Genomic DNA, 11484 nt, shown 5'->3' on the forward strand with positions numbered 1-11484 from the left:
TAAAATCTAAAATCTAAAATCGACTGACTTAGGAACCTTTGTTGTCCGGTGCTTCAAGTTACGAACTAGCAAACAGTCTGTCCCAAGTTTTGCCTCCCACAACTCCGTCTACAGGAATATGAGCTTGCCGCTGAAATCTTTTCACTGCATCTTCGGTTGTCGGACCGAAAACGCCATCAATTACGATCGGGTGTGAGGACAAGCCCCGCGCGTTCAACAACTTTTGCAGTTTCTTCACATCGTGCCCTTTCGAGCCGCATTTTAAAATCCTTTTATGGTGTCTCACTACTGGTTGATGGCAATCATCAGTGTAACAAACTGCGGAACCCGCTGCATAGTTTGCTCTACTTGTGCCCGTCAAAACTAATAGAGCGAGAATTGCTAGTAAATAATAAAAAGTCTGTGATCCGGCCATACTTTCCCTGTTAATTTTTCAAGCGTTTTTTGCAAGTTGGACAATTGTTTGAGGGTGAGAAACCGGGTTTATAGGATGGGGGCATCCAATCTTGATTGACCAGGTTTCTGGCAACAGTCAACCGACATTCTACAATATAAGTGGCTTTACTGCAAAATCTCCGATCGTGCAAGTTAAATTTTGTTGCTCTTTGGTAGCAGCAAAGGTAACAATTACTTCGCAGGCAACTGCAACTGTCAGCATTACCAAGTTTCGCGCCAGCGGGTAATCGCAAACGTCATCATTCGCCGCTGAAGGAACCCGATAGTGTTGGTTCCAAATTATTTCGGAGTAATCGGTAGCTAATCCGACGTGCACGCAGGGAAGGGAGACACTGGCACAGAAATCCTTGACTGCTTGCCGCCCGACACTGTTATCAAAAGTATCGATGACTGTGGCGCTGTTGGCTAGCAGCCGATCGGCATTTGCGGGTGTCAATTCTTTTGAGTGGGCGTCAATGCTGACTCCCAAAGCGCGGTAGAGGTTGTTGGCGAGAATTTTGGCTTTGAATGCGCCGATGTCCGATCGATAATAGGGTTGAGTCGAAAGGTTGCGTTCCTCGATGCGATCGCGATCGATGACTTTTAAATGGCAAAAGCCCGATCGCGCCAGACTTTCTGTAATATTCGCACCCAAAGCGCCCGCGCCGCACACCGTTACCGGGAAATTTTTGATCTGCGACATCACTGCGGCACTTCTGTAAAGTTGTTCGTGAAAAAATATACTCATAGTCATTGGGCATTGGGCATTGGGCATTGGGCATTGGGCATTGGGCATTGGGCATTGGGCATTGGTTATTTCTTGATTATTTTTTATAAAAACCAGGATCAACTAACAACTAACAACTAACAACTGACAACTAACTATTAGATATTCCCCGATGCCCCATGCCCCATGCCCAATTCCCCATTCCCATTATCTATCTTCAACTACTCCAACTAATGATTGCAAGTCGAAGTCTTTGTCCAATCCGCTGAGACAAATGCCAGCACTCATCACTGTCAAGTCATTTTTGGCGATCGCAGAAGTGTGATGTTCTCCACTCCCGCTAGTCCATTCAACCAGCCAATAATTTTGGCGATCGAAAAAGTCCCGCAATTCACCGCCGCCCATTTTCAACGCCCGCTGCAAGCGCTGTTCAGCCCGCACTTTTGGATCGAAATCTTTAATATTTCGCGACACTAATTCGTAAACTGTTCGCATTTCCGGCGTCATCCCTTTAAAGCGAACTTCTTGAGACAAAATCAACTTTTTTAAAGCTGCTTTCAACTTCTCAGAGGGCAGCGGATCGGCGCGCCTGTCAATCTCTTCAAACCACAAACAATGACCGTCCCACCGCGCAACAATCGGCTCAAATTGCGAACCTTCAGTTACTAAATGAACTGGTACGGGTTTCGCAACGCCAGTGCGCTGTTTAGCATCAGATTCGTTAACAGGATAAGCCAGCCACGTTTGCCCTTGCAGCACGCAAGCCAAGTGCAAGCGAACGGGTACGAGCAGTTGCAAATACTCGGCCACTTGCGGCAAACTCGGCTCCTCAATCACCGCCGCAATTTTCTCATTGACAGGCTTAAAAATAGCCCATCCTTCAAAGTTGCGCGGCTGCGGTTGAAAAGTATAAATTATTGAGATAACTCTTATCCGCACCCTTCCCCCGGACACGCAAGGAGCCAGGAATTGGTTATCGAGTAGGTGCGCTTCTTGGGCCGCGAGTTGGCTGAGGATTTTGCGGATATCTGCCACTGAATTGACCTCCGTTATCTTACTTTTTGTTACCCAAAACACTTTTAAATTAAACAAATATAAAGATTTATCAACACTGTTGACGCGAATCAATACCCTAATATAATATTGAGCGAACCTCGCAACTTAACCTTGTAAATATCTTAAGTAAATATGCTGCAAAAGCTTTTTTCTAAGTGGGTTGTAGTCACAGCTTTGACACTTCCTCTTTTTGGCTCAGTCCAGGTTGCTAAAGCTCAGGACAGCTATGGAGCTACTGCTTATTCTCCGACTTCTGACGCCACTGGTATTAGTTGGGATCATGCTACAGAGAAAGAAGCACTAAACGCAGCAGTAGCCGTCTGCAATGAACAAAGCGGAGGTGCGAACGACTGCGAAGCCCTGACATCTAATAGTAATAATTGTGGAGCGATCGCAGTAGGCAAAGGAGGAGCCGGTGCGGGCTGGGGCGACGATAAAGCCGCAGCAGAAGCTCAAGCTCTTGCCGGTTGCAGCGAACTAGAGGGCGGCAGTTGTAAAGTGCAGCTTTCAGCTTGCAACAACTAATTAAAGTGATAAAAATTCGTCGGAGCAGTGTAGATTATCGCTGGTAAAATAGTTTAGACAATAGTAAGTTTAAGGTGCGCTGGGCGCACCTTACCGAATACAAATCAGCTAAAAGTAGGGTGCACCATGTGCACCTTACAGTTAATCTCCTACTTCGGAAGTAACTGCATCTGGTGGCAGCAAACTTTCTAATCTATCTTTAGACCAGTATTCAGTAGGATAAGCTAGTGCAATAATATCAGAGAGTCGAATCAGCCACGTAACTTGTCCGTAAGCATCGATATTTTCCGCCTGTTCGTTAGGGGGAACTATCACCAAAAGTTCCGCAAACTCCCCGAACAAATTAATCGGGATGCCACCGAAACTGCTATTATTTGTTTTAATCCAAACTTTGCTGCCTCGATCGAGAGCTTCTTGGAGTCTGGCGCAAAGCAAACTGGATTTTTTGATCTGGGATTTTTTGGCTTTCGACTTTTTTCCCATAGTTTTAAGAAGTTAAAGTAGTTGTATTGTGGGTTGCACAGTGGGTTGCACAGTGGGTTGCACAGTTCGTTAGACAGTGGGTTGAGATCGAGTGCGATCCTCTTCGAGGGCTTCGCTAACGCGGTTTGGTATTGAAACGGACAAAAGGAAAAAGGGCGATCGCCCCGTCGCTACCCCATTACTCTAGTCTATAAGAAAGTGCTGTACTGCGATCGTAATAACAATTTAATCGCCAAATCGGGAAATGACACCACCTCAAAAAAAAATGCCACTGTCGCCAAACCCCAAACCCTGGTTGTCATCAGTGATTCCCAGTCTAAAATCTCAAATCTAAAATGGTATTACCTGCCGTATCATGTTACACAATCAGTCAACAAGGCCCGTGTTTCCACTGTGCCCAAATGCAGTATAATCAGCGGAATCTTCCCAAATCGTTTAAGTAAAACAATGGACTGGCGAAAGCTCATTCATCCAAACTCGAAAGCTTCAACAAGTCAACCAGCAGCGCCAGAAACTCGATTGTCTGTAGAATTTTTGCTAGGGCTCTTTGCTGCGGGATGGACGGAACAGCAAGTGTTAGAGAAATATCCCGCACTCACTTCTGAAAAGTTGCGCGCGGCTTTGGCTGCGGCAGATTCCCAGTTAGTGTCATCCATCGCTAATCCAGAATTACAAGAAATTATTGCTCAAATTAAAGAATAATTGAAAAAAGGTAAAAAGTTGTCGCTTGAGGATATTGAGGGAGATGTTTGGTAGTAAAGAACGATATTAAATCTCAACTTCCCCTTAAATTTTCTCTAACTCTTTCCCGAAACTCCAACACAGCCTCAAGGGGGTCAGGCCGTTGTACATACTCTGCAATCAGTGATAAATCCAAATTCGGCAACAACTCGCTTTGCTGCATTTTTTCATATTCCTCTCCCCGAAGATGATAAACCTCAAAGCGACGATTTTTCCAGAACCAAACCTCTCTGATTCCGAGCTTTTTGTAAACTGCTAACTTGTCCAGGCCGCCACTGCTGAGTACAACCTCGATCGCTAAATCAGGAAATTCTTTTTCAGTACCGATACAATAGCACTCATCCGGTTCTGTACCGCCCTTTTTTGCTTGAATGCGGAAGGTAGTTGAACCCAATCCCCAAAACCGAGTCCGTGTTTCTTGAAAATACGCTTCTAGCAGCATCCCAATATTGGTTTTATCTCGATCGTGACGGCGACTTGGGGCCATAATTTCCAGCACTTCATCTAAATAAGTAACCCGATACCAAGGACTATCTCCGAGTTGAGTCAGTAGTTGTTCATACTGTTGCCAACTTACCCCGCTGGTAATAAATATTTCCACGGGATCTTCAGTAAAAAGCTCTAAGTCGGTTGCTAAATCTTTGATTAATATTGAAGTCACCAACGGCTCCTCCCAAGTTTAGAGTATAGTAGAAGATTGTGATTCTGTCATCAATGATTTAACTGGCGATCGCTACCTCATTTTCAGTATCATCCTCTTCATCAAGCCCAAATTTTTTGCAAATTTCATCAAGTGTCTGAGGTTGAACAACTCTTGCTTTAGCTCTCTTTAATGCTGTCAGCAAACGAGTTGCATTAACGGGCGCTCGCAGCAAATAAAGAGTTTCTAGCAAACTTTCTAGTTCGGCCTTAGAAATCAAAATCGCATTTTTGCCGTTAGGTCTAGTAATAATTATTACTTCCCCAGTTTCAACAGCGCGAGCGCAGAGATTTTCTAAATTTGCTTCAGCATCAGTGTATGTAATCTCATTTGACATACAATTCTAACTCCCACTAAATTTGCGAGCATTGCCCGCCAGATTAACTGACGAGCTATACTCCATTATATCACTTGTCATCCCTCACCGGCAGCGACGTATCCAGAATTTCCATCAACAATTCTAAGCGCGAAGGACGGCTCAACATTGGCACTAAATTCGGCAAGGAGTAGTAATCGCCGGCAAACGTAAAGGTTTCCACCGATACTTGTTTGTCCTTCAATTGCTTCTGGACATATTCGCACCAAGAACCAACTCGCACAATCACAACATCAGGAATTACCCCCAAACTGCGGCAGTAATTCTGATAAGCATCTGCAAAGTAAGGTGCAGCGTTTTCGCCTTCATCTGTTACGATAATGAATTGCTCGACAACCTGCTTTTTAATTCGCATTGCTTCCACCGCGCAACCGCAACTTGTGCCGCCGCCACCGCGAATGTGCTTGAAAGCCCGTTCCCAGTCTGTCAATTCGCTGCCGTTTGCTTGGACTGGATACGGCATCGTGTCAAAGGCATAGACGAACAGTTCAGCCTCGGAAATGCCGGAAATCAAAGCAGCGAGACGCTTCCCAACTTCGATCGCACTTTCCATCGAACCAGACTTGTCAATCAACAAACCGGTGGCTTTAGCAATCTTGCCGCGCTTCTTCACCTGTTCGTTTGTCACCGCTTCCAGCTTCGCCGCCGTTGCTGCGTCGAAGTTCGCGCCCGCGCCCGCAACACTCGCTTTATAAGCAGAAACCCGATCGCACTTTGCCGCTTCATCCAGCTTCGAGTCAATCAACTGCTTCACTTCCGCGTGATCCATCGCGCCCCGCGACTGAATCGATTTCAAATTGTTGATGACTTCCTGCGGCGACATCGAGTTAATCAGCGCGGCCAAAACCGTTGGCGTTAGCTGTTTGATCGCACCAACTGCGATCGTATACGGAATCTTGTACTCAACAATCAAATTCGCCTGTTCCGCAGGTGTCGCCGTCTTCGCCAACTGTTTCAAAACGAATGCCAGAGAGTCTTCCGGCGGATTGTCTTTAAACAGAATAGCATTAGCGCGATCGCTCGGCTTGACGTGCAGCGTTGCGTACAAATGCTTCATCGCCTTGCGGTTACGGATGGCGGCGCGATCGAAAAACTGTGCATTCTTTTCCCGCGATTTCAGATAGCGAGTGACAGCAGTGCGCGCGCTGCGGGGCACCTTATTCTGGTGCCGCTTCATGAAGTCCACAATCCGCGAAACCTCGTAGGGAGGGAACTCTTGCAGCATCATAAAACCGGCATCTCGATGTTCCGTCAGCGCCGAAGTCAGCAAATTTCCGGCAAAAACTTCCTTGTGATCGCGCACCTCGCCGTGACGCTGATACCACACTGCTAAATGACCGTAAAAAATGGGGTCTAATTCGATAATTAACTTGTGAATTTCTGCTACTTTTTCTAATACACGGTGAGGAGTGGTGAGGAGAGAGTTGAGCAGTTCCAAACGCAAATCGCGTTCTACTGTATTCATATTCATTGGTGTTACCTTCCTATTCGATTTTGGATTTTGGATTTGAGAAGTATTCAAAATCGGTGGTTGGCAGTTGTTGCACGCTAGCGAGTGAAATTTAAAAATCACCGCGCAAGTTTGGGGAGCTTTTTTTTAGTAAACCTATGGCTAAACCTAATAGGGTCTGTATGTAAGCTCTCGCGATTGGGGCGCGGCAAAAACTGCGATTTGAAATTAACTATTTCAGGGAAACTGTTTCTAATTCGAGCGCTCTCAAATCTGGCTCAACCCAATTATTGCGGGCTTCCCAAGACATCAGGCGATCGCGCGTGTAGTAGCTAAAAGGTAAAGTGCGAGCGGCATATTTTGCAATCAAACCGTTAGCCAGATGTACGATCGACCGATTTTGACTTTCATCGGCGAGATACCGGCGAATAGTTCGCACCCAAAACAGGGTTAGTGTTTCGTGATACCCGCTGTTTTGTGTGGTTTCAATTCCTTGAACCGAGTTGTAACGTTTAATGCCAGTGCGTATCGCATTGATTGCTTCTTGCTCGGAGTCATAAAACAGATACCACAGAGCAACGGTTAAATGCGCTTCGTGCGTCCACTGACTTCGCGGCAAGCTGCATTCTTGGAAGGCATGAATCAGACTGTCTATCTCCTGGGGCGATCGGTAAATTAGAGTTGTATTTTTCATAATTTAATTCTCTTCACCACTTTTACATCTAATATTTATAAATATGAGATGTTCCGCACAAGTTTGCAAAGCGTTTTGACAGTGCGATCGCTCTACCCCTGAGCTACAGCCCCTTAAACGGGGCTGGCAGGATTTGAACCTGCGACCAATCGATTAAAATGTGTGTATTCGCTTCACTCGTTAGGGTGCGGAACAAAATTTTCCTAATCTATCAACTACAAAAATTTGACTTTTTATTGTAAACTGCTCAATTATTTTGGCTTTTTATAATAGTAGATAAAGTTACTCCGCGCCAGTTAAGAAAGCCATTGGCACATACGCAGGAGTTGAACCCGCGACCTTTTCCTTAAGAGGGAATTGCTCTACCAATGAGCTAGTATGTAAGCTTCCTTTGTTGGGGCGCGAAGTGGAACTTTTAAGCGCCGGATAGATATAAAAAATTCAGCTATAAAAGGCAGCGCACAAGTCAGAGAAGCTTTAGCCTCGCGGCAAGTAGGAATTGAACCTACAATTCGATTTTAAGTCGAACGTATCCAGTTTGTAAGCTTCTTTAGTTGGGGTGCGCTGCCTAATACGTGCTTTAAGTGAATTTCTAGCCGTAAACGGCTTCGGGGCGGACAATTAAATCCCCGCTGGGACGGCGATCCAGAACGTAAGACTCGAAGCGAGATCCCTTGACATCAAAATGATTTGCCAGACGTTCCTTAATAGCCTTGTCGCTCATTCCTGCCGCGATACCCAGTTGGTTTTCTGCCAAGTCATAGGAACGTCCTTCAAAACGAATGTGAACCATTACCGATACCTCCTAGAGCAATTTTGGATTTGGGATTGGTAGCTTATCTGCTCTCGATTTTGGCTTTTTGTGAGACTTAGCAAACTGCCAGTATTGGTAAAGATTCACGAAATCTGATAATCTTTACTAAAAGAAGCGCCGTTCTAAATGATAAGCTTGTTGGATTTTGCGGATTTCCTCAGCCTTTTTGGTTGATTGAAATCTGGCTGAACTTGTCTGTTCTGAATCCGCGTTAAATTCGTCAAAATTAGACTTATTCGGTATCATCTCTGGCTTTGAGCGAGCCAGTTTGTAACCGAACAGTGTGGTGTAAATTAACAACATGACAATCTAGTCTCTGTTACAAGACTTTCAAATTGATGTTCCTTAAAAATTGAGCAATATTTAGTTGTCAACGTTCAGAATTTGCACGGAAAATACAGGTTTTTGCTTGTCCTGCGCTTTCCATATTTACATACTACATACATACTACAGACGTGTCAAGGGGGTAGCAAAAGTTTTTTAGATAAAACTTACACGAGTGGCGAGAAACCAGGTTTTTTCACGAAAATATTTCGTTGCAACCCGCAGATTCGGTAAAAAACCCGGTTTCTTGGGTCAAAGTGCGATCGCCCGCTGTAACATCGATCAAACATCCTTAACATAAGAAATGCTGTCGCGAATATTGTGGAAGCCAGCAGACTCGTAAAGCCGCAATGCACCTGATGAATTTTCAGCATCTACGCCGAGAATAGCAGTGGCGACACCGGCAGCTTTCAGCCGATGCAAACCCGCCAGCAACATCGCTCGTCCCAATCCCATTTTGCGGAAGCCGCGCCTAGTGCCGAGACAAGCAATCCAGCCTTCATTGCGCCCGGTACGATCGCACTCTTCCACACTAATCTTGCAGTAACAAAAACTGACAAATGTGCCGTCATCAGCAACAGCAATCAAGTCTAAATCATTTCTGTAATCGGGTTTAGCTAATTCGTGCTTAAATTGATCCAACGTTAAATCGTGATGATTCCAGTGATCGATAAATGACTGGTTGAACATTTCTACCCAAGCTGCCGCATCCTGTTCGCCGGGGAACTGAATGAGGGCAAAACCTTGTGGGAATTGCGGTTCAGGGATTGGTTCAGAGAGCGATCGCGCCATTCGGTAAAAATAGCGATCGGCCTTAAAACCGCAACTTGCCAGCACAGAAATGCGATCGCAATCTTCAGCGCGCGCGTAGGTTCGCAGCTTCACGCGCCCGCCCCGCATCACAGACACCTCGCGCATCCGCACTTCAGCCCAGGCGATCGCGGCTGCTTCCACATCGCCGGATCGCGCGTCGGGGTGGACGCGAAACCACAGCCAACCGTCAATTACTTCCCCAGGCTCAGAAACCGACAACTGAGCAAAACCGATTAATTTTCCCTCCGCATCTTCCCAAAGGCGGATATCGCGGGCTTTGTCTAGGGACGGTTGGTTAAATTCTTGTTGTAGTTCCGAGATGGAAGTGCCTTCATCGAGCCGATCGACTTCTTCGCAAGTATTGATTAAATGGGCGATCGCATCTAAATCGCGATCGCCCCCATAGCAGCGCGCCGAGAGACTTGCCATCATAGCTAATCACCATTCCCTGTTGTTATTCAGTTTAAAAATAGCTTGGGCGATCGCACTTTTATCGATCGACTCGCCCCAATGGTCGATCGGCATTAAAAATCCGACAACGCAAACACTCACAGTAATCCAACCGCTACCGCCATTGGCTGCTATCGTGAGCGCAAAATGGGCGAAAAACGACATACTAGAGACAGTTTAAAGTCTCAAAGCCTTGTGAGTGCTATGTTATTTGGGATGGGAGTAGAAGGACTTGAACCTTCGACCTTGAGATTAAGAGTCACCTGCTCTAACCAACTGAGCTATACTCCCGCATCTAAGCTAGTATAACACAACCGTTCTGAAAAATCAACTTTTTTTGTAAAAATTTGTGGCGATCGGTCTGACTCAACATTGAAATCGAGAAAATACCGCATACAATTTTTGTGTAATTCCTAGAAAATCATTTTGTAGTAAGGACTTCAGTCCTTTTTTGCCCGCAGTAATTGCAACTAATAAAGTCCTTATCGCTAATGCTTCACTCGATAATGAAGCAACATGAAACCGTTGCTATAGATTTTGCGATCGCTAAGTTCCAAATTGGTAGGTGCGATTGCACCGGAAAAAAGAGGAATTCCCGCTCCAATTACTACCGGATTCAACTTCACAATCATCTCGTCAATCTCAGAAAAAAGAGTTGCCGCTAAAGCCCCACCACCGCACAGCCAGATGTCTTTAGCTGTTTCTTTTTTCAATTCCCTAACAAATGCAACAGGATTGTCCGCAACAAGTTGAATATTCTCATCAGGACTGGCTTCCATAGTGCGCGAAAATACATACTGCTTCAAGCTGGGATAAGGATTAGTTACACCAACATTTAGCCCTACCTCATAGGTTTTCCGTCCCATCAAAACCGCATCAAACTGCTTGTTTTCTGCACGAATGCCTCGTGCTTCCTGAAAGTGAGCCGGAAAAGTTTCAGGAAAGGAATCGAACAAATCAGCGAAATGCTCTCCTTCCATGGGAAAACAATCAAATGAGCCATCTTCGCGAGCAATAAACCCGTCAACTGTGCAAGCAACGTAATATTTTACTTTTCTCATATTTAACCTTTATTTTGATAATTATATCTTACCACAATTTTACATCGTACAGTTTGAACCTATCGTCATGTGTAATGATAGTGTAATCTTCTGCTTGGGCTTGAGAAATAATTAGACGATCGAAAGGATCTTGATGATAAAAAGGGAGATTTTGCAATTTCCCATAATGAAGGAACTTAGTTTCTAGAATTTGAAAGTCGTGGTTAATCAAAAAACTTTCTAACTCGGACACAGAAATAGACAAAAACAACTTACCGATGCTGATTTTGATAGTAAGTTCCCACAAACTAGCTTGGCTGATATAAATTTTATTTACAGGATTAGCAATCAGCGATCGCACATCTTCATCAAGCCGAGCGTTACCTTCAACAAACCAAATTAGAATATGAGTGTCAATTAGATATTTCATGGCAACATATATTCTTCAAAACCTGGAGGCGTTTCATCAAAATCATCCGCAACGTAAGTAAAAATGCCTTTTCCACAGCCAAATTGACGAGGTTTGAGGACATCAGTCTTTTCAGGTGACTTTTCTTTCAGTTTTTGGATTTCGTTTAAAAGTTGAGTATCCTTTAATAACAAGATCCACTGAATTAATTCTAATTTAAGAACTTGAATGCTCATGGCTTCTAGGTTGAATAACTACCAAATTTAGACTTATTATAAACCAATCCATCCACCGAGGAGGTACTGCCCCTCCTATCCCCGCGTTATCAGCACGGTGTCTCGCTTTTCGACTTCCGGTGGTTAATTAAAAGGAATCCCCACACACTGATGTTATTATTTTGATGGCTGGGAATAAGCGCTGCATACTGCGCGCGGGCTACCAGCCGCC

The 11484-nt window shown here is 44.9% G+C and carries 17 protein-coding genes and 2 tRNA genes; 2 read left to right on the forward strand and 17 right to left on the reverse strand.

The window, feature by feature from the left end; translation table 11 throughout:
* Positions 1 to 58: 58 nt before the first annotated feature.
* From QUA43_RS24935 to QUA43_RS24945, 3 genes are all read right to left on the reverse strand, one after another.
* Positions 59 to 415, reverse strand: coding sequence for a peptidoglycan-binding domain-containing protein (locus tag QUA43_RS24935; protein WP_333377316.1), 357 nt, complete (start codon positions 413 to 415; stop codon positions 59 to 61).
* A gap of 129 nt (positions 416 to 544) precedes the next feature.
* The gene (locus tag QUA43_RS24940) at positions 545 to 1183 is read right to left on the reverse strand and encodes a ThiF family adenylyltransferase (protein WP_333377318.1); all 639 of its coding nucleotides are present in this window, start codon (positions 1181 to 1183) and stop codon (positions 545 to 547) included.
* 186 nt (positions 1184 to 1369) lie between these two features.
* Complete coding sequence (locus tag QUA43_RS24945) at positions 1370 to 2197, reverse strand: hypothetical protein (RefSeq protein WP_333377320.1); 828 nt, start codon at positions 2195 to 2197, stop codon at positions 1370 to 1372.
* 153 nt (positions 2198 to 2350) lie between these two features.
* Here QUA43_RS24945 and QUA43_RS24950 point away from each other — a divergent pair, with 153 nt between their 5' ends.
* Positions 2351 to 2743 carry a DUF4189 domain-containing protein gene (locus tag QUA43_RS24950; protein ID WP_333377322.1) on the forward strand — a complete coding sequence of 131 codons (393 nt, stop codon included), beginning with the start codon at positions 2351 to 2353 and terminating at the stop codon, positions 2741 to 2743.
* Between the two features lie 141 nt (positions 2744 to 2884).
* On the opposite strand, the gene QUA43_RS24955 is transcribed toward QUA43_RS24950, so the two are convergent.
* The gene (locus tag QUA43_RS24955) at positions 2885 to 3226 is read right to left on the reverse strand and encodes a hypothetical protein (RefSeq protein WP_333377324.1); all 342 of its coding nucleotides are present in this window, start codon (positions 3224 to 3226) and stop codon (positions 2885 to 2887) included.
* A gap of 447 nt (positions 3227 to 3673) precedes the next feature.
* On the opposite strand from QUA43_RS24955, the gene QUA43_RS24960 reads away from it, so the two are divergent.
* Entirely contained in the window at positions 3674 to 3928 is a 255-nt protein-coding gene (locus QUA43_RS24960; protein ID WP_333377326.1) for a DUF433 domain-containing protein, read from the forward strand.
* A 73-nt stretch (positions 3929 to 4001) separates the two neighbouring features.
* Here QUA43_RS24960 and QUA43_RS24965 read toward each other — a convergent pair whose 3' ends face one another.
* The 13 genes from QUA43_RS24965 to QUA43_RS25025 all read right to left on the reverse strand — a co-directional run bounded on the left by QUA43_RS24965 (position 4002) and on the right by QUA43_RS25025 (position 11273).
* Positions 4002 to 4628: a Uma2 family endonuclease gene (locus QUA43_RS24965; RefSeq protein WP_333377328.1), complete on the reverse strand. Its 627-nt coding sequence runs from the start codon at positions 4626 to 4628 to the stop codon at positions 4002 to 4004.
* 58 nt (positions 4629 to 4686) lie between these two features.
* Positions 4687 to 5004 (reverse strand): type II toxin-antitoxin system prevent-host-death family antitoxin, encoded by a 318-nt coding sequence (locus QUA43_RS24970; RefSeq protein ID WP_333250330.1) that lies wholly within the window; start codon positions 5002 to 5004, stop codon positions 4687 to 4689.
* 70 nt (positions 5005 to 5074) lie between these two features.
* On the reverse strand, positions 5075 to 6514 hold the full coding sequence (locus QUA43_RS24975; RefSeq protein WP_333377330.1) for a hypothetical protein: 1440 nt from the start codon (positions 6512 to 6514) through the stop codon (positions 5075 to 5077).
* A gap of 211 nt (positions 6515 to 6725) precedes the next feature.
* Positions 6726 to 7187 (reverse strand): hypothetical protein, encoded by a 462-nt coding sequence (locus QUA43_RS24980; protein ID WP_333377333.1) that lies wholly within the window; start codon positions 7185 to 7187, stop codon positions 6726 to 6728.
* 309 nt (positions 7188 to 7496) lie between these two features.
* A tRNA-Lys gene (locus QUA43_RS24985) sits at positions 7497 to 7569 on the reverse strand.
* A gap of 210 nt (positions 7570 to 7779) precedes the next feature.
* Positions 7780 to 7980 (reverse strand): hypothetical protein, encoded by a 201-nt coding sequence (locus QUA43_RS24990; protein ID WP_333184028.1) that lies wholly within the window; start codon positions 7978 to 7980, stop codon positions 7780 to 7782.
* 126 nt (positions 7981 to 8106) lie between these two features.
* Complete coding sequence (locus tag QUA43_RS24995; protein ID WP_333377335.1) at positions 8107 to 8304, reverse strand: radical SAM protein; 198 nt, start codon at positions 8302 to 8304, stop codon at positions 8107 to 8109.
* Positions 8305 to 8607: 303 nt separating this feature from the next.
* Complete coding sequence (locus tag QUA43_RS25000) at positions 8608 to 9570, reverse strand: GNAT family N-acetyltransferase (RefSeq protein ID WP_333377336.1); 963 nt, start codon at positions 9568 to 9570, stop codon at positions 8608 to 8610.
* Between the two features lie 6 nt (positions 9571 to 9576).
* Positions 9577 to 9753, reverse strand: a complete 177-nt coding sequence (locus QUA43_RS25005; protein ID WP_333377338.1) for a hypothetical protein — start codon at positions 9751 to 9753, stop codon at positions 9577 to 9579.
* A gap of 52 nt (positions 9754 to 9805) precedes the next feature.
* Positions 9806 to 9879: transfer RNA gene (locus QUA43_RS25010), tRNA-Lys, on the reverse strand.
* A 197-nt stretch (positions 9880 to 10076) separates the two neighbouring features.
* Positions 10077 to 10649, reverse strand: a complete 573-nt coding sequence (locus QUA43_RS25015) for a dihydrofolate reductase family protein (RefSeq protein WP_333377340.1) — start codon at positions 10647 to 10649, stop codon at positions 10077 to 10079.
* 28 nt (positions 10650 to 10677) lie between these two features.
* Positions 10678 to 11058, reverse strand: a complete 381-nt coding sequence (locus tag QUA43_RS25020; RefSeq protein ID WP_333377341.1) for a type II toxin-antitoxin system VapC family toxin — start codon at positions 11056 to 11058, stop codon at positions 10678 to 10680.
* Positions 11055 to 11273 carry a hypothetical protein gene (locus tag QUA43_RS25025; RefSeq protein WP_333377343.1) on the reverse strand — a complete coding sequence of 73 codons (219 nt, stop codon included), beginning with the start codon at positions 11271 to 11273 and terminating at the stop codon, positions 11055 to 11057. The genes QUA43_RS25020 and QUA43_RS25025 overlap by 4 nt, the downstream gene beginning before the upstream one ends.
* Between the last annotated feature and the right edge of the window lie 211 nt (positions 11274 to 11484).

Origin of the sequence: Microcoleus sp. N9_B4, from assembly GCF_036701635.1 — a bacterium.
Classification (GTDB): domain Bacteria; phylum Cyanobacteriota; class Cyanobacteriia; order Cyanobacteriales; family Microcoleaceae; genus Microcoleus.